This is a genomic window from Marinoscillum sp. (assembly GCF_965229915.1).
In the GTDB taxonomy this organism is placed as follows: domain Bacteria; phylum Bacteroidota; class Bacteroidia; order Cytophagales; family Cyclobacteriaceae; genus Marinoscillum.
The window spans coordinates 3,933,372-3,952,693 of the sequence record NZ_CBDDJZ010000001.1 but is presented as its reverse complement, the minus strand read 5'-3'; the positions used below and the strand labels follow the sequence as shown (position 1 = coordinate 3,952,693).

Below are 19,322 nucleotides of genomic sequence, written 5' to 3'. Positions count from 1 at the left end.
CTATACTGGATTACCCCACCCCTACAAGTCTCCAATTTCATCTTTTAATTTCAACAATGCTTTGTGCATCAGTTTTTCCACCGCCTTCACAGAGATATCCATGATCTCTGCCACCTCCTTATACTTCTTCTTTTCTACACGGTTGAGTAAAAAAGCTTCACGCTGACGTTCGGGCAAAGAGCCGATTGCTGCATTGAGTTTATCCATAAACTCCTTTTCGAGAGAAAGAAACTCAGGCGACTCATGATCCACGCCTTTGCTCAGGTGCATGTGACTCACCTCGTAGTTTAGTTTCACCTTTTCATGACGCTTCACACTCTTGGTGAAATTACTTGCCACCGTGTAGAGAAATCCTTTCGCTTTTTCCAGAGGCACCTTGGCACAATTCTTCCACAGCTTTACGAAAGCCTCTTGTACTGCATCATCTGCCTGATGTTCATCCCCAAACTTATAGTAAATGAAGTTTCGCAGCACACGGGCGTGCTCTTCAAACAAGGCATTAAAAACTGATTGCTTACATACGGGTTTGTCCTGATCGTTCTCCAAAGTGGTTAGAAGTAGGTTTCAGTTGGTGATCCCCCAAAGTTTCTAAAAAAAATGATGAAAATCCTAAACCTGGGGGTGGGGTAGCATTTCGGTCCGTGCGTTTCACCTCCGAATCGCGGGTATGATCCGCCGAAATGATACTTAACAAAACTGAATTTAATTATGAGATCTTACAGACTTTTCAACCTCCTCTTCACCCTGGCAGCAATGCTATGGATGATGACTGCTTGTGAATCAGATATTCCTCAGGAATGTCAGGATATCACCATTGTGGCTGAAGCCAACAGTGACTCTACCAACTACACGCTAATCGCTGATCTGCAGGGATTGGACAACATTGACTTTGAGTGGTTTGTCAATGATCAACTGATCGCCAGCGGCGATTCTATCGGCACTTCTTTTGATTTTTCTTTCGCACCTGGTGTCTACTCCGTATGTATACAGGCTGAATCCGAACAGTGCGGAACCATCGATTTCTGTACCGAGGTGGTGATAAGAGGCGATGATGAAACCCCAGATGACTGCCCAGAACTGAAATTCGAAAAGGAACGAATGCACGACAGCAAGTATCTGTTCAAAGCAGAATTTCGCGGCATGGATTCCATAGCTTATGTCTGGTATGTAGATGGTGATTCTGTGGAATCAGAACCACTCAGTGATGATCGTCACCATAAGTTTGACTATGAGTTTGAACCTGGTACCCACACCGTTTGCATCAAGGCTCAAGATGAGACCTGTGGTGAGTTGGAGTACTGCCAGGAAATAATAGTGGAGACACCTACATGCCCGGAAGTATCCTTCTACAAAGAGGCTGATGGAGAAAATGCCTATTGGTTTTATGCGGATTTTGAGGGGAAAGATTCGCTACAATACAAGTGGTATATCAATGGCGAATACGTGGATAAAGAGAATTTTGAAGGTCATGATACCGACCATAAACTCTACTGGCAGTTTGGCACAGGTGAGTACAGAATCTGTCTGAAAACGGTAGAAACCGATGGTTGTGATGATGCAGAGTATTGCATGGAACTAGAATTTGAAGGAGAATCTAGCTGCCCGGATATGTATTTTGAATATGAAAAAACGGATAGCACCGCCTATAGCTTCTTTGCTGAGTTTGAGGGCATGAATGATCTGGAATGGTACGCCTGGAAGGTCGATGGTTCTATAGTAGACGAAGAATCGGGTGATAACAGAGACCATTTCCTCAGCTACATATTTGCTGCACCTGGAGAGCATGAAGTTTGTCTGGTGACCGAAACACCAGACTGTCCAGAAGCTGTCTATTTCTGTAAAACCATTCTGGTGGACCCACTGATGCAATGTGTGGACCTATCATTCTCTCCTGAGGAAGAATCTAACGGGTACATTTTCACCGCTGACTTTGAGGAACGCGATGAAGTGACTTATATCTGGAAAGTCTACAAAGGTGATGACTATCAGGGTGGAGAAGTCCGGGAGGCTGGAAGTGATGCTGACCATGACTTCTTCTGGGAGTTTGAGCCAGGTGTAGAATACACGATTTGTCTAAGGCAGGATGGATGTGAAAACAACATTGTTTGTGAGACATTCATGATCGACTAGTCCGCTGGTCAAGATCAGAGAGCCGATTGGATGGATCGGCTCTTTCCTTTCTTTTATTACTTCTTGCTGATACCGCCTTGATCAACGCTATTATGCTAAAGAAATGATACTTTTAAGACTCAATTGAATCCATGAAGAGCTACAGGTTGGTATTTGTGTTTGTTGCAAGCTTGATGATGCTTACATCATGCCTGGAGGATAATCTTGATTTTCCAGAAGATGACCGCATAGTCACTTCTCCCAGCACAGCTATGATCTCGCTGCTCAACACACTGAGTGACCGAGGAGACTTTTCATGCTTTGCATTTGTCTATCCCATCGATCTCCGGCTGAGTAACGGCGTACTCGTAGAGGCCTCATCCAAAGCCTCCCTGAAAGAAATCAGCCAGGATCAAAACAGTGGCATCCATATCAGCGAAGTTAGTTTTCCTCTACTTATCACGGTCAACGATCAGCTAAACTCCATTGACAATGAGCAGGAGCTATTTGAGCTTTTGCAAAATTGCGAACTCCCCACCCTGAGAACTGCCCTCGAACGAACCCATAAACAGTGCTTTGACTTTGCCTACCCGATCTCCATGCTGGATAAGAACAGCATAGAAGTTACGCTGAATTCTCGTGAGGAATACATCCAATTCTACTATAACAATCAGCCGACTAGCTATCAACCGAGCTTTATATTCCCGGTCTCTGTACAGGTCTTTTCTGAAGAAGCGGAAAAAGCACTGAATAATACTTTTGAGCTCTATGAAGTCATCAACGCCTGCTCAGGGTGTCCAGAGCTTTTCATGGATTATGTAAAGCGCAATGATGGACTTTTTGAATTCACTGCCTCCGTCAATAAAGCCAACGCTTTTGACTGGTTCATCGATAATCAGTTTATCCAGTCGGGCACTCCAGATAGCAATACGCTAACCAAAAAACTTGAACCAGGCTTTCACGAAGTGTGTATCAAGGCCTTCTCTGAGGATTGTGTGGAAGGAGAAGTATACTGTCTGGAATTCGTAGTAGAGGACCCATGTCCGTCGTTGTTTTTCGATTATGAAGAGCGCAGTTATGGTCACTATTTCTTTGAAGCCAATTTTGAACGGATGTTCGATTTAGAATCCTACAAATGGCTCATCAACGGCGTAATAAAAGATGAGGAAGGCACTATCCAGGGAGATAGTTCTGACCATCAGTTTGAGTACCAATTTGAGCCGGGCCGCTATACGGTCTGCCTGAAAACTACCACCGACGAATGTCCAGAAGGTGCTGAGTATTGCAAAGAGATTAATGTGGAATGTGTGGAAGAACTCAGCTATGCATGGGATCTGGAAACTTTTGGCTACACGTTTACGGCAGATTTTGAGCTCCGAGACCAGGTGACTTACATCTGGTATGCCTACATCGGTGATACCCTTGTAAAGGAAGAAGTGCGAGAGGCTGGCAGCAACGATGACCATGACTTCCTGGTGGAAATGGAACGTGGTGTGGAATACACCATTTGCTTACGACAAGATGGTGGCTGTGCCGATAAGGAGATTTGTGAGGAGTGGGTGTTTGAGTAGTTTGGCTCTAGACACGACTCAAGTTGATTGTTATCAGAGTGGCCTCACAAATGCAAATAATAATCCTTCAGCAACTCTACAAAATCTGCCGTATACTGACCAGCTGGATCCTTGATGACCAATACTGATTTCTGGGGTTCCACTCTCTGAAGTCCGAATGAGATGATGCTTCGGAAAGGCATAGAGCCGGGAGAGTTAAACACAGTGAGTTCACTCTGGCTAAACAATTCTTTTTCAATGGCGAGCTCCTTAAATGCCGCGGCTTCCCTAGGTGGATACAGTACATACGCCTTGCCCTGATCGGCAAGTCGGTGCACCAGTACTTCGAGCAAATCACTTTGAGAAAGCGTGGAATCGTGACGGGCTTGATTGATACTGGCAGTAGGTGAGGCCAAAGACTGATTAAAAAAGGGTGGATTAGACACGATCAGATCAAACCTTTGCTCTAATTCCAAATCTTGCACCTTACAGTTCTCTACAGTCAGCCGATCAGTCCATCGGCTCGCTTCAAAATTGGCTTGCGCTTGCTCTGCTGCTGCATCGTTCATTTCCACAGCAGTGACCTTCGCGTTTTCGATCCTCTGAGCTACCATTAGTGACAGCAAGCCCGTACCCGCTCCGATATCTAACACCTGATCGGCAGCTGAGTGGCGAGCAACCCAGGCACCAAGTATGCAAGCATCGGTAGTCACTTTCATGGCAGATTGTCCCTGCTCCACTCTGAATTGTTTAAACTGGAAATAGGTATTTGGCATGACCTTTTAAGCTCTGAAAGCAAAACTGGCAAACATGAATGAAAACAGCTCATGCAATAGATAATATTTCCGATCATTAGTCATGTCAAACGATCAACCAACGTAGCTGGTCGAATTGGCACAAGGATATCAAATCCCATTGGCGTATACTTGAGCATGCATTTAACCACCGCTATTCGTACTCTTGCTGTCCTGTTGGTCATGGTAGGCTGTCGCTCCACTCCTCAGCAAGGTCAGGAAGAAGTAGACGCACTCCAATCACGACTATTTAAGTTTACCACGTTTGGCATCAACCTCCACGCTGACAGTCTACAAGCACTAAAAAACCGTGCCGATCTGATATGGCAACAATACAAAAGACCGGAGGCAAAAATAATCAGCAAGGTCTGTCAAGGCCTTAGTATTCCTGGTCAGCCTGATGATCGAACCGAAGGTATCAGCTTGTTTTTGCAAGCCTTGGAGTATGCCGAGGATGCAGGGCTACCCTTATATCAGGGAATCTTATATGAGCTGCTGGGCAAGGACTATGCGATGATTGGGAAACATGAAGATGCTGCTACTCTCTATCGGCGAGCGATCGCTCTTTTTGAGAACAGTTACCAGGACAGACTTGCACATCTTTATAACTTCCTGGCCATGGAGCTAACTCATTTAGACCGCATGGATTCAGTCTTGTATTACCACTACAAGGCAAAAGCAATATTTGAAAAGAACAAAGATTACCGCAGCATCATTGCCACTAACGAACCCATTGGCTTCATTCTTCACCAAAACGGAGCAATAGATGAGGAGATGGCGGTGGCCAAAGAGAGTGTGGCACTCTCCAAAAACCTGGACGAGGTTTGGCAATCCATAGCCCTTCAGACTTTAGGACAGATGTACAATGCCAATGGACATCATGAAGAAGCATTGGAAGCACTGTTAAAAGCGGTCAGCATAACCGAGCGAATCAACTCGATAAATGTTCACTTCAATCGAGTCATGATAGCTGAAACATATTACACCCTCAAGCAGTATCAGGCTTCTCTTCAGTATACCAACAAGGAACTGGCCGTTATAGAACACACCCAATATCCATTTGCCAATGAGCACAAGGCCAAACTGCTCAAGTTAAAAGCTAACAATTTTGAGCAACTCTCTGATTACGATTCTGCCTACAGGTATTATGTCGCTTACGACCAACTAGAGGCACAAAATGCTGAAACGAGAAAGCAAAATGAATCGACACGAGAAGCGAGTCGAGTGGCCATATACGAGATCGGTCGCAATCTCAAACGAAATGAACAGGAGCTGAATAAAAAGAGTACCCTTTTCAATTATTCTCTTGTCAGCCTAATCATACTTCTAGGTATGCTGGGGTTAGTTTACACGTTTTACCGACAAAAAAAGCAAGCAGTAAAAGAGGTAGAGACTAAAAGTTTAGTCATCAAAAAATCGCTGGAAGAACGGGACGCTCTACTGAAAGAAATCCACCATCGCGTCAAAAACAATCTTCAGATAATTGCCAGCTTGCTACACCTGCAATCTGGACAGGTACAAGACATCAACTCTCGAAAAACACTGGAAGAAGGTCAGGGACGTGTACGATCCATGGCATTGATTCATCAAAAACTATATGAAAATGAGGATCTGAAGCACCTACCCTTTGCTGAATATTTGCAAGAACTAATTGATGAAATCAAAACCACCTTTGGTAAGACCGTGACCAATGTGGCTGTCAACATACATGCTGAAAATGTCTATTTTGACGTAGAAACGGCCATTCCTCTTGGACTAATCGTTAATGAGTTGGTAACCAATGCGTTTAAACATGCCTTCCAGAATCAGCCAGGGGATCAATGTGAAGTTTCTTTAATCCTAGACAAAGACCACTATATTTTAACTGTTGCCGATAATGGTAAAGGCATGTCATCCAATATTGATCCGTATAATTCAACTTCTCTGGGGTTACGCCTGGTGAAGATGCTGTGTACACAACTTGAGGCTCATTATGTAGCTCAAAATACCAATGGTATGCGATTTCAAATATCCTTTCCTCATACCGAGTCTTAATTAGCTCGTTTTCCATCGCATCTCTTTCTCCATAAACCTGTACCACACGGAACAGGTGCACTTTCATTAACTATGAATAGTCGACGAGCAGGAGAAACACTATTCGAAGGAATACTCAAACTCCACATGAATTGAGGCATTCACCCCATTGATTCTTCACATCGAATCTCAAATCCACACTTTAGCCTCACTAACACCATCTAAATAATCGCATGAAACATCTATTGATTATCAGCATGACGCTGATAACTCACGCATTGTGGGCTCAGGATATCGATCAGAGCATATTGGCCACTGCTGGCAACTCCAAAAGTCAGTCTGGTCGATCTCTCGACTGGACGATCGGTCAAAACATTTCCACCACTCAAACCAATGGTACCGTCAGTTTAGTAGCGGGCATTCACCAACCAAAGTTGGTTACAGAAACGCTAGAAGTACTAAAAGCCATCAACCCGAACATTCGAGTTTACCCGAATCCAGTGGTGAATCTACTGCAAGTAGAGCCCACAGGTACTGAAAGCCTGACGCTTACACTGACAGACCTGAATGGTAAAGTTTTGATCTCAGCAACAGACAATAAGACACTGGATCTCTCGGAACTGTCCAATGGAATCTACCTACTGACAATCCGAACCGAAGAGTACACTTCTCAACATAAAATTATCAAGAACTAACTGCCTAAAAACATGAAATACCTTTTACTAAGCCTTACAGTATTGACAGCCATAAGCCTTTTGGCTCAGGCACCACAGCAACTGGACTATCAGGGGATACTCCGGGACTCAGAGGGCGAACCTCTAGCCAACGAAACAGTCACCGCACAGTTTAGCATCCTCGAGGGATCTAGTTCTGGATCGGCTGTTTACGTAGAAGAACAGTCACTTACCTCCAATGCATATGGTCTCATCCAAACCAAAATAGGAATAGGATCGATCATTTCAGGATCCTTAGAAAATATTGCCTGGGGAGCCTCTTCACATTTCATCAAAGTGGAATTGGACCTGGGTAGTGGCTTAGAAGACTTTGGCACCTCCGAATTATCATCTGTTCCTTACGCATTGTATGGTGAGGATGATGACTCAGACCCAACCAACGAAATCCAGTCTCTTTCATTAGAAACCAATACACTATCACTAAGCAACTCCGATGAAACTGTAGATTTAACTACTTATCTGGACAATACCGATGCGCAGGAATTGAGCCTTTCGGGCAGCGAGTTATCAATAAGTGGCGGAAACAGTGTGGACCTGGGTCCACTTGGTGCCAACACTGATGAACAAACGCTTGCAGTGAGTGGCACAGAACTTAGTATCTCTAATGGAAACACTGTAGACCTATCAGCATTACAAGATGGTACGGGTACAGACGCTCAGGAACTTACGTTAACTGGGAGCGACCTGAGCATTAGTGGAGGAAACAGCGTAGACCTTTCTTCACTGGGCAGCGGTACAGGTACCGATGACCAAACCCTATCATTAACAGACAATACATTGACACTGGAAGATGGTGGTTCAGTAGATCTCTCCAGTTATTTGGACAACACCGATACTCAACTTACAGAAGAACAAGTAGATGCTTTCGTAGCAAATAATGGTTACCTGACTACAGCAACAGATGATCAAGCCATTTCACTGACAGACAATACCTTGACATTGGAAGATGGTGGCACGGTAGATTTATCTGGTTATTTGGATAATACTGATGCACAAACGCTAGACCTGAATGTAGACAACATGCTGTCGATACAGAATGGTGGAGCAGATGTTGATCTTAACAGGTTTATGGACAACACAGATAATCAAGCACTTACACTTGATGAAGCCATCTTGACCCTGGAAGATGGAGGTTCAGTAGATCTTACTACTTTTCTGGATAACTCGGATGATCAAGAACTTGCTTTAAGTCCTGGTAACCTGCTATCCATCACTAACGTCGACGCTCAAGTGGACCTGAATCGATTCATGGACAATACCGATGAGCAAACCCTTGCAGAGGTGTTGGGTGAGGGAGCAGATGCCAATGCACTTGCCATCACCAATCTAGCAGACCCTACTGATGATCAGGATGCAGCCACTAAAGCCTATGTAGATTCAGAGATCACAGCAATTAGCACGCTAAACGAAAGTGGAAATTTCGAGCTTTCATCCAAAGCATCTCTTCTCCTGGATGTTGAGCATACAGATGAAAATGGTACGGCTTTAACTGCCGGAGAAGGCTCAGGAATAGGACAGACATTCATTCCCTCCACTACTGGATCTATCACCAGGGTAGATGCTAAGGTGGGCGACCCAATTGATATTGGTGGCGTAGTAGGCACAGCAGTCACCGTACAGATCATTGAAGGTGAAGGATTCTCCGGATCTGTTTTGGGAAGTGAAGACTTCACAGTACCTGCATCAGGTACCAACACCCACTCCCTTAGCAGCTTTAATTTCTCTACTCCTGTAGCCGTATCAGCAGGTAACACTTACACAGTCACCTTCGAAATGACCAATGGAAGTGGCGTTACCCAAGTCAATGGCAGCAGTAGTGGCTCATACGACAATGGAGCTGGTTTTGTAGAAGGTTCTTCTACTTCTTCTACTTATGATTTGTTTTTCTCCGTGTATATAGATCCTGCCGAAATCACCTCATTGACTGTAGCAGATGGAGGCAATGTAGGTGTGGGCACAAATAACCCTGATGCCAGTGCTGCACTGGAAGTTTCCTCCCCAAACCAGGGAGTATTGATTCCTAGAATGACAGCTGCACAGCGAGATAATATTGCCTCTCCAGCCACCGGGCTTCTGATCTACAATACCGATGACAATGAAATCAATAAATTTGATGGAAGTAATTGGTTGGGCGAAACAGTAGATACAGACACCGATGAGCAAGACCTTGCAGATGTATTAAGCCAGGGAGCAGATGCCAATGCCGCAGCAATCACCAATCTCGCTGACCCCACAAATGATCAGGACGCAGCCACCAAAAAATATGTCGACAATATCTCCACCAGCGGCAACTTCAAAGTTACAGACCCGAATGTGCAGGTAGATATCGATCAACCCGTAACCGTAACGGGACTGGGAACTGGTGATGGTTTCGGACAGTCTTTTCAGCCTACACAAGATGGCTATTTAACAAAGATTACAACAACCATTACTGGAGGTGCTCCTATTACTTCTGGCACGTTCTTTCTATATGAGGGAGACGGTCTCAATGGTACTGTATTAGCAGAAATTGACTTTACACCTAATTCAGGTTCTTTGAACACTTTTGAACTAAATAACATTGAGGTCAATAGTGGGAATTTCTACACATTCTTCCTGGACTTCAACGATCAGGAAGGCTTATCCATACCAGTTGGTAATGATGAAATCACAGGATCCTCATACAAGACCAGGGCAAGTGGCAGCCAATCTTCGTTTGCACAATATGATTGTACGTTTACCTCATATATTTCGAATCCTGCAACTGTCCTTTCCCAAGGTTCTTCAACCAACCTGGGTATTGGAACCGATACGCCAGACGCAAGCGCCGCTCTGGAAGTCTCTTCTACTGAGAAGGGCTTGCTAATCCCCAGAATGACAGCTACAGAGCGTGACGAAATCTCTTCTCCAGCCATTGGATTACTCATCTACAATACAGATGACGATGAAATCAATAAATACGATGGAAGTAATTGGCTTGGAGAATCCAAAACACTGAGCGAAGTGCTCTCTGCTGGTGCGGATGCTGGTGCTTCGGCGATTACAAATCTTGCTGATCCTTCTAGCGCCCAGGATGCCGCTACCAAAAACTATGTAGACACTCAAGTAGCGGCCGCCTCGTCCTCTTCCAGCCTCGATATATCCGAAGAAGAGCAGGCCGCAGTTGTTGACATAAGTCAAACAAGTTTTGAAGTGGGTCCATTTAACACTGATAATGCCGCACAGTCTTTCACAGCAACAACTACGGGAGTATTAGAAAAAATCGGTCTGAACTTTTCTTCTGCAGCGACTGGTCTAACGCTTGATATTCTTGAGGGGGCAGGAGTAGCGGGATCGGTATTATCTACCCAGTCAATTAATGTCACAGCTACAAGTAACGGCACCTTGGAAGAGTTCACACTTACTACACCAGTGCAAGTAACAGATGGAAGCGTTTACACCCTCAGAGTTACCTCACCTTCCTATAACTTAGACGTGATACATGATTTCAATGACCCTTATTCAGGTGGCCAGTTCTATGAGGGTGGTAGCGCTGTAAGTGGTTATGACATAGTCTTTTCTACCACTGTAAAACCAAGTGCCAGAGTGGGTATAGTAGTCGATGATAACTACAAGGTTGGAGTTGGGACAAGCACGCCAGACGCAAGCGCCGCTCTGGAAGTAAGCTCTACAACTGGCGGACTTCTGATGCCTCGTATGACCACTACACAAAGAGACGCCATTTCCTCCCCGGCTGATGGATTGATGATTTACAACACGACAACCAACAAATTTCAGGGAAGAGCAAATGGAGCATGGGTGGATTTACATTAATGATCTGGGACTATTTGATTAAGGCGGTAGTCCATTAATGAATCCCACCATATGAAAGCCGGCAGATTAACTGCCGGCTTATTTTTTAAGATAGCACTCCTTTATGCACCTAATTCACTGAATATCACCACAAAATGAACTGTATTCACCACAAAAATTCTCACTATTGATAATAATAGTTCATATTATAGCGCCTAACTTATACTAAAAGAAGTATGCAAAACTCAAACACAAAACCACTTGCCATGCTACTGTCCGGTCTTATAAGATTTTTGGACATGAGACCTCTCGCAAGGCCTACCAGTTAAGGTCACACTTTTGGCCTCTTATTTAATTACTGTTCGGCTGCTATTCCAAATCCCATTATATTCAGTCTGATTTTATGAATCTGATCACACGCCTCATTCATACGACCCTTATTCTGCTGCTTGCATGGCAAGTTTCAGGACAGCAGATGGACCACTTCAGGAAACTAACAGTAGCAAACGGGCTTAGTAATGCATCTGTCAGGCTAACCTATCAGGACTGCTATGATTTTATTTGGATAGGCACCAGGTCTGGACTCAACCGGTACGATGGGCATGTAATCACTATCCTGGATCAACAGGGGCCCAATTTGACAGAATTTATTAACGAAGATATCTCCACCATTCTCCAGGTAAACAAGTCCGAACTATGGATGGGTACCGAGACGGGCATTTTCATTTATCAATATGAAAGTGGTACCATCACGCATCATCCTGACCCGACCTTCACCGATAGGAAAATCAATGACATTAAGCTTGATATTGATAGTTCTATCTGGATCGCCACTTACGAAGGGTTGTTTCATCTTACCGGAGATTCCATAGTATCCTATGTCACCAATGAAAGCGACCCATATAGCTTAAGTAATAACATCGTTCGCAGTATACTGGTAGTTGATTCTGTGCTATATGCAGCTACACCAAATGGCCTAAATATCCTCAACAAAAACTCGCAGCAATTCACTAACCCAGACAACAACAAACATCCGGTTTTTAAGGAGGCTGGTATCTATACTTATCAGATGATTTTTAGTTCGGATGGAGAGCTGTGGTTTGGCAGTTTCAAAGATGATAGCGAGCCTTCCATCAACCGATACAACCCAACCACTAAACAATTGAAGCGATATACCATAGGCGACAATGGGCTTGATTTTTTCTATACTATACTAGCTATACATGAGGATGATCAAGGAATTTTTATTGGTGTAAATGGTGGTGGTTTTTATCAGTACGACGCGGTAAACGATCATTTTATTCACTATAACTATGACCCCAAAGACCCCAACTCGATTAGCGACATTGATGTATGGGGTATTATGAGAGACCGAAATGACAACCTTTGGGTCAGTACAGATGGTGGAGGTGTCAACCAGTATCATCCGTTCTATGACCGCTTCCAGCTTTTTAATCACAATCCATATGACCAGAAGACCATCGGGGTGAACGATACTTACGGATTTTATGAAGATGATACCCACTTATGGGTCGCCACTAACACACTCGGTTTGAGTAAAATGAATCTTCAAACCGGAGAGTTTTATAATTTCCCCTTCAACCTGGATGACCCTGAACATTCGGTTTTGGACTATACGGTGCTGACAATAGCCGGAGATGAGTACGACCAGATCTGGTTGGGCACTTACAGTGAGGGCGTGAGTGTCTATAACCCTGAATCAAATACCTTTAAGCACATCCGAACCCTAAATGCTCCGGATTTCCCAAAATCCACTTATTGCACCTCTATCATACCCTTGGGGACCCTCATTTATATTGGTACTGAGAATGGCCTGAGTATTTACGACCAGGAGACAGAGCAAATTCAGTCTTTCCACTTGATTGAAAATATGAGCTCTTCCGAGTTGCCAATTGTTGAGGATTTGATGTTGGATGCAGGCAATCTACTTTGGTGCGCTACCAACCTTGGCGTAAGGTTATTTGACCCACAGACCAACCAAGTTGAAAAGACCAACACGGTACTTGATTCGCTAAGTAGTTTTTCTATTGCACAGTCAAGTGAGAATGTGTGGGTTGGCACCAATAAAGGACTGGTGAGAGTCAATAAAGAAGGGCAAGCAAAGGTTTACACCATGGAAGATGGACTTAGTCATTTGACAGTGATGGGTGTGGTAGTAACCCCTGATGGCACTATCTGGTGTACTACCAGCAAAGGGCTCTCATCTTTTGATCCTGTATCCGAGACTTTCACCAACTTCCACCGCATTGATGGTTTACAGGGAGACCAATTCAATCCTGGTAGTATTCATCTGGGTTCCAGCGGAACGCTCTACGCCGGAGGACCTAATGGATTCAACAGCTGGGATCCTAAATCCATCCAACTGGACATGACCAAGCCTGAAGTTCATTTCACCGAGGTGAAGCTCCAGCACGACAATCGGGTAATCTCCCAATCGCTCAGCAATAAAAATACAATAGAACTGAGCGATGAGGATGACTATGTGACTGTCCACTTTTTTAGTTCAGAAATCATCAGCTCTGAGAAGGTAAAGTTTGAATACAAAATTGATGAATTCAGTACCAAGGGCTGGATCAAAACTGACGACTGGAGTGTGACATTGACAGACCTTAGACCTGGTAAATATACCCTGGATGTTCGTGCTGGAAACTACGATGGACGGTGGGGTCAACCAACCGCTCTGGGGATTGTAGTGAAACCCCCATTCTATGCTTCCCGGATAGCTTACATCATTTATGGTGCTTTGTTCGTATTGATGATGTTTGGACGTGATCGATACTTAAAGTACTCGCGTAAAAAACTGGAAATAACCGTACAGGAACGTACAAAAGAACTGCGGCTACAAAAAGAAAAGGCAATTCTAGATACTGAAATAATCAATAAGCAGAGAAACAAAATAGAACAATCACTCAAGGAACGAGAAGCTCTGCTAAAAGAAATCCACCATAGAGTGAAAAACAACCTGCAAATTATAGCCAGCCTACTTTATCTGCAATCAGGTAAGTTTGAGAATGAGGACTTCAAGCAGGTACTTCAGGAAGGCCAGGGCAGGGTGCGCTCCATGGCGCTGATTCACCAAAAACTCTACGAAAATGAAGACTTAAAAAGCATCGTTTTTGATGAGTACCTGCCTGAGCTACTGCAAGAAATACGTTCGTCATTTGGAGCATCCGCCAAAGCGGTTGACATTAAGATCGACTGTACTGATATCTTGATTGATGTAGAAACTGCCATTCCCATTGGGCTGATCATCAATGAGCTCACTACCAATTCATTTAAATACGCCTTCGAACCATACCAGGCAGGAACACTCCAGGTTTCTATGCGAAACGTCGATGATAAAATCATATTAGACTTTTATGACAATGGTAAAGGAATACCCCAGGACTTTAACATCAACAAAACCAGATCATTGGGTTTGCGACTGGTAAAGATGCTTTGTATTCAGCTAGAAGCAGACTACCTATTGGAGCCTGATAATGGTACGCATTTCCAAATGAGCCTTCGTGTATAGTCTTTCATCCCGTTTATTCGTGCATTCGCCACTTATTTTTTGTTCCTAAACCAATTGAAAATAGTTTTAGTAATCCAATTCACCGTAATTCAAACTGGCCAGAAGAGCTTGGTTCTTCTGGCCTTCTTTACGATTGCAAAGGGATATTTTTAAGGCGTAAATTGATTTATAAATAAAAAGACAGATGTCAGAAACCCTCAAAGTGCTCATCGTTGAAGACGAGATGATCATAGCCGAGTCCATCTCTGACATGCTGGAAGATCTTGGCTATGAGGTAACCAATATCTGCATTAGAGCTACCAGTGCGCTTGAAAAAATAAAGCAATCCACACCAGATCTGGCCCTTTTTGATATCAATCTAAAAGGAGATGAGGATGGGATCTGGCTGGCCAACCAACTAAAGGGTTTACAGCAGTTTCCTTTTATTTTCCTGACATCATACGGCGATCGAAAAACGGTTGATTTAGCTATTGAAACATCACCTTATGGCTACCTCATCAAACCAATAGAAAAGGAAAGTCTCTATGGAGCCATAGAGGTGGCCATGAAAAGATATAGTGAACTCTCACAATCCTCCGTGGACCAGAGCTTTGTAGCTAGAGACTACTTTTTTGTGAAAGAAAACTACCAATATGTCAAAATCAGCCTAAAGGAAATTCTCTACATTAAATCAGACGATAATTACCTGGAAATCCATGTAGATGGTAACAGACACATCATTCGGTCTACGCTCAAAGATTTTGAGCAGCAGCTACCTGCTTCAGATTTCATAAGAATCCATAGATCTTTTCTGGTCAACAAAGAGAAGATAACGTCGTTTAGTCCGGTTGCGGTTTTTATTGAAAAAGAAAAACTGCCTATATCCAAAAAGTATAGTGAGGCGCTATCTGCAGGATTTAAAACAATGGGTTAGTATCTGGTCCGCTTTCAAATACCTCATCCACTTTCAGGTCCAATCCTTCAGCCGCTTGCACAGCCAACTCATCACAGCGCTCATTCTCTGGATGTCCTGCATGTCCTTTTACCCATTGAAATTTGACATTATGCGGTTTACTCGCCTCCAAATAGCGTTTCCACAAGTCTGGATTCTTCTTGCCTTTGAATCCTTTTTTGACCCAGCCATCTAGCCAACGCTTTTCTACGGCATCTACCACATATTTAGAATCAGAGTAAACCAGGACATTCCATCCTGGCTTTTTGATAGCCTCCAGTGCTTTGATCACAGCCAGCAGCTCCATGCGATTATTGGTTGTTTTTCTGAAGCCTTCAGAGAGCTCCTTTCTTTTCCCCTTATAATCCAAAATAGCTCCATATCCGCCTGGTCCTGGATTGCCCTTTGCTGCTCCGTCTGTATAGATCGTGATCATTTACTGAAATAGGTACGTTTTAAAAATCTTGATAGCGATGGACAGCAAGATAATACCAAATACTTTTCTCAATACATTGAAACCGGCAGATCCAATCTTCTTTTCCAGCCAGCTGGAGGTTTTCAGTACCAGATAGACAAAAAGCAAGTTCAGTATTACCCCAATAAGAATATTCGGTGTGGCGTAGATTGCTTTTAATGAAATAATTGTTGTAAGTGTTCCTGCTCCTGCGATGAGTGGAAATGCCAACGGCACAATGGATGAAGAAGACAGATCTTCCGCATCTGAGTGAAAAAAATGTATCCCCAAAACCATCTCCAGACCGATAAAAAACATGATCAATCCACCAGCTATAGCGAAGGATCCAACGTCAATTCCAAAGAGCTTAAGGATGCCTTCGCCCAGAAATAGAAACAAGATCATTAATAGCCCTGAAGCGAGGGTAGCCTTCTCAGATTGAACATGTCCGGCTTTTTTACGTAAGTCAATGATTATCGGGACACTACCTAGAATGTCGATTACTGAAAAAAGAATCAGTGAAACCGAAAGAATTTCTTTAAAATTGAACACTCGTCCTTGTAAAATTTTAACGCAAAGCTAATTGGGATGCTTGCCAAGAAGAATCTTTTTTAACCAAATTGCTAAAAAATAACTCGATCAAGAATGCTTAGACTAATTGGACTACTGTTTGCACTCACCATGACGCTGATGGCTTCTGCTCAGCCTGGGTGGAACTGGCCGGAAGAAGGCGAAAAACACGACATGGCCAAAGAAAAACAAGCCTACTACAAACTGCTCATGTCCACTGACAAATGGGAGGAATGCTGGCAATCAGTCCAATGGCTATACGCCAACACGCCTGACCTGCACGAATCCATCTATCAGGATGGCCCTAAAATCATTGATAACCTGCTAGAAATGGATATCTCTGAAAAACGAGCAAGTAGACTGAGAGATTCTTTGCTATGGACATATGACATGCGTATCAAGTATTGGGACGATGAAGCCTCCGTTATGGACCGAAAGGCGTACTCGGCGTTCAAGATGTACTATAAGGTGCCTGCGAAGTATGCATTGCTAAGAGAACTGTACGATAAACTATACAGCTATAATGCGGCAGATATATCCGATTTTAATATTACACCGTACATGACGATGGCCACTTATTATTATAAGAGCAAGCCTGACGAAATGCCAGCAACAGACGTACTGGATATTCACACGCGTATCACGGCAGTCATTGATGAAAAAACTAGTAGCGGGGGCGATAAAGACAAGTTATCTAAAGAGCAGGATAAGATAGATGCCTTTCTCAACTCGCTTGGCGATATCATCAGTTGTGAGTTTATTGAAGAAAATCTGGTACCCAAACTGAATGCTAACCCAGATGACATCAACACCGCAAAGAAAATTTTCTCCTATTCACTAAAAGCCAAATGCTCAGATCAGGCTTATTTCACCAAAGCAGGAGAAGTCTTCTTCAAATCAGAACCTTCGTTTTCACTAGCCAAGGCGCTCGGTGATAAGTTCTACCGATCTGAGGAATATGCTAAAGCCAATACATACTACGCTGAGGCTGCGAAACTCACCGAGGATATAGACCAAAAGTTTGATGCTAAAATGGGAATGGCTTCAGTGGCATTCAAGCAGGGAGACAAGAGAAAGTCACGTTCACTCGCTTATGAAGCACTAAGTATCAAGCCTGGATCCAGTGAAGCTTACAACCTAATTGGCAACCTATATTTCTTAAGTGCTGATGAATGCAAAGGTGGCGAAAGCCGAGTAAAAGATCGTGGAGTCTACCTAGCGGCTTATGAAATGTATGAAAAAGCAGGCAACACCAAGCAGATGGAAGCAGCCAGAGGTCAGTTCCCTTCCATTGAGGAGATCTTCAATGAAAACTATGAAGAAGGTCAAAAGATAACTGTTGATTGCTGGATCAATGAATCGGTAACGATCCAGAGACGTCAGTAATATCGACTTAAAAAAGCCATTAATTTCTCAACTTCCCGGGTTTTAATAGCCGGGAAGTTGGCTATTCTAAACGTCGATTTCTTCCACGGACCATAGCCACTACCTAAAACAATACTACGCTCCAGTGCCTCATTTTTCACCTCCTCAGGAGAAGAAGTAGTCAAAGCAAGCACCGTAGCTGAACGAACTTTCTCATTTTCCACTAAGTGCTCAATTCCTTCAGTTCGCTCAAACAGTTCATTGTAGGCGGTCAACCTGTTTTTAAGCTTCTCTTCTACGTAAACAATACCTTTAGAAGCCTGCTGAGTCCGGTATAGCAAGTAAATATCCAGCACGTTTGGCGTATAGGACGTTTGATCTTTTGCGGCATTCTCCAATATTCGCACCAGACTATTGTAATGTTTGTTTTCACCAATATTCATGGCTGTATTCACAGCGGAAGGTGACAAAATCATGAATCCCATACCAGCAGGAATGCCCAGGCACTTCTGCACGCTTCCATACCACACATCCGCCAATGTGTAGTCTAGTTTCACTCCACCAAATGAAGAAGTAACATCCACGGCAATGAGCTTACCTTCATTTTCCACCCGAAGCATCTTCAGACTGTCCATGGACACCATCGTAGCGTTAGAGGTTTCATTGTGAGTAACACAGAGCACATCCACCCCATCCGCGATATCTCCAGTTGGCAATTTCTCATTGATGCCAAAATGGACGTTGGTGGTATTGGTGAGTTCTGCGGCATAGCTTGCCCATTTCTCTCCAAAAGAGCCATTAAAGAAATGCTGGCTGCCCTTGACGGTGAGTGATTGAGCGATAATCTCCCAGCACTCAGTAGCCGATGAGGTAAACACTATCTCATAGTCGTCTGGGATTAGCAATTTAGCTCGTAGTTCGGCTTTGACCTTACGCATGAGCTCCATGAATTCAGTGCTGCGATGATTGATGGACATGATGCCATCCTTATAAGCCTCAAGGATGTATTCAGTGATATTGGAATAGACTCTGGATGGTCCCGGGTAGAAGTTGGCCTGATTCATTTATCCAGGAAGTAATTGATAGCAAGTTCATACCCTTTCAGGCCTAGCCCTGAGATAATACCCTTGGCTTTCGAACCTGTATAAGTATGAGTTCTAAATGGCTCTCGCGCATGAATATTGGAGATGTGCACTTCTACTACTGGAGTGGTAATAGCGGCTATGGCATCTGCCAGCGCTATCGAGGTATGTGTATAGCCAGCCAGATTAACGATTATGCCGTCATAGCTAAACCCTACCTCATGCAACTTATCGATGAGCGCTCCTTCGTGGTTGGACTGAAAGTAGTCTAAGTCCACATTCGCAAATTTCGATTTCAAGTCATCGAAGTAATCTTCAAACTTTTGAGAACCGTAAATATCCGTTTCTCTTGTGCCGAGTAGGTTCAAATTGGGCCCGTTGATGATCAGTAGCTTCATGATAGTTATGATAGTG

The 19,322-nt window shown here is 43.7% G+C and carries 14 protein-coding genes; 8 read left to right on the top strand and 6 right to left on the bottom strand.

The window, feature by feature from the left end; all coding sequences use genetic code 11:
* Positions 1-21: 21 nt before the first annotated feature.
* Complete coding sequence (locus ACO067_RS17010) at positions 22-546, bottom strand: RNA polymerase sigma factor (protein ID WP_421876197.1); 525 nt, start codon at positions 544-546, stop codon at positions 22-24.
* 162 nt (positions 547-708) lie between these two features.
* Here ACO067_RS17010 and ACO067_RS17005 point away from each other — a divergent pair, with 162 nt between their 5' ends.
* Together ACO067_RS17005 and ACO067_RS17000 are read left to right on the top strand one after the other, a co-directional pair.
* Complete coding sequence (locus tag ACO067_RS17005) at positions 709-2,130, top strand: hypothetical protein (RefSeq protein ID WP_421876195.1); 1,422 nt, start codon at positions 709-711, stop codon at positions 2,128-2,130.
* A 131-nt stretch (positions 2,131-2,261) separates the two neighbouring features.
* Positions 2,262-3,680: a hypothetical protein gene (locus tag ACO067_RS17000; RefSeq protein ID WP_421876193.1), complete on the top strand. Its 1,419-nt coding sequence runs from the start codon at positions 2,262-2,264 to the stop codon at positions 3,678-3,680.
* A gap of 44 nt (positions 3,681-3,724) precedes the next feature.
* Here ACO067_RS17000 and ACO067_RS16995 read toward each other — a convergent pair whose 3' ends face one another.
* Complete coding sequence (locus ACO067_RS16995; RefSeq protein ID WP_421876191.1) at positions 3,725-4,435, bottom strand: tRNA1(Val) (adenine(37)-N6)-methyltransferase; 711 nt, start codon at positions 4,433-4,435, stop codon at positions 3,725-3,727.
* A gap of 156 nt (positions 4,436-4,591) precedes the next feature.
* On the opposite strand from ACO067_RS16995, the gene ACO067_RS16990 reads away from it, so the two are divergent.
* From ACO067_RS16990 to ACO067_RS16970, 5 genes are all read left to right on the top strand, one after another.
* Entirely contained in the window at positions 4,592-6,487 is a 1,896-nt protein-coding gene (locus ACO067_RS16990) for a histidine kinase dimerization/phosphoacceptor domain -containing protein (protein ID WP_421876189.1), read from the top strand.
* A 212-nt stretch (positions 6,488-6,699) separates the two neighbouring features.
* Entirely contained in the window at positions 6,700-7,161 is a 462-nt protein-coding gene (locus ACO067_RS16985; protein WP_421876187.1) for a T9SS type A sorting domain-containing protein, read from the top strand.
* A gap of 12 nt (positions 7,162-7,173) precedes the next feature.
* Positions 7,174-10,992, top strand: coding sequence for a beta strand repeat-containing protein (locus tag ACO067_RS16980; RefSeq protein ID WP_421876185.1), 3,819 nt, complete (start codon positions 7,174-7,176; stop codon positions 10,990-10,992).
* A 382-nt stretch (positions 10,993-11,374) separates the two neighbouring features.
* Complete coding sequence (locus tag ACO067_RS16975) at positions 11,375-14,506, top strand: histidine kinase dimerization/phosphoacceptor domain -containing protein (protein ID WP_421876182.1); 3,132 nt, start codon at positions 11,375-11,377, stop codon at positions 14,504-14,506.
* Between the two features lie 184 nt (positions 14,507-14,690).
* Positions 14,691-15,419: a LytR/AlgR family response regulator transcription factor gene (locus tag ACO067_RS16970; RefSeq protein WP_421876179.1), complete on the top strand. Its 729-nt coding sequence runs from the start codon at positions 14,691-14,693 to the stop codon at positions 15,417-15,419.
* Here ACO067_RS16970 and rnhA read toward each other — a convergent pair.
* Both rnhA and ACO067_RS16960 read right to left on the bottom strand, forming a co-directional pair.
* Positions 15,403-15,873 carry a ribonuclease HI gene (gene rnhA / locus ACO067_RS16965; protein ID WP_421876177.1) on the bottom strand — a complete coding sequence of 157 codons (471 nt, stop codon included), beginning with the start codon at positions 15,871-15,873 and terminating at the stop codon, positions 15,403-15,405. The two genes, ACO067_RS16970 and rnhA, sit on opposite strands and share 17 nt — an antisense overlap.
* Positions 15,874-16,443: a MarC family protein gene (locus tag ACO067_RS16960; protein WP_421876175.1), complete on the bottom strand. Its 570-nt coding sequence runs from the start codon at positions 16,441-16,443 to the stop codon at positions 15,874-15,876.
* A 93-nt stretch (positions 16,444-16,536) separates the two neighbouring features.
* Here ACO067_RS16960 and ACO067_RS16955 point away from each other — a divergent pair, with 93 nt between their 5' ends.
* On the top strand, positions 16,537-17,847 hold the full coding sequence (locus ACO067_RS16955; protein WP_421876173.1) for a tetratricopeptide repeat protein: 1,311 nt from the start codon (positions 16,537-16,539) through the stop codon (positions 17,845-17,847).
* On the opposite strand, the gene ACO067_RS16950 is transcribed toward ACO067_RS16955, so the two are convergent.
* Complete coding sequence (locus ACO067_RS16950) at positions 17,841-18,890, bottom strand: aminotransferase class V-fold PLP-dependent enzyme (RefSeq protein WP_421876172.1); 1,050 nt, start codon at positions 18,888-18,890, stop codon at positions 17,841-17,843. The two genes, ACO067_RS16955 and ACO067_RS16950, sit on opposite strands and share 7 nt — an antisense overlap.
* A complete protein-coding gene (gene aroQ, locus ACO067_RS16945) occupies positions 18,887-19,306 on the bottom strand; it encodes a type II 3-dehydroquinate dehydratase (protein WP_421876170.1) in 420 nt (139 codons plus the stop codon). Before aroQ ends, ACO067_RS16950 begins: the two co-directional genes overlap by 4 nt.
* Between the last annotated feature and the right edge of the window lie 16 nt (positions 19,307-19,322).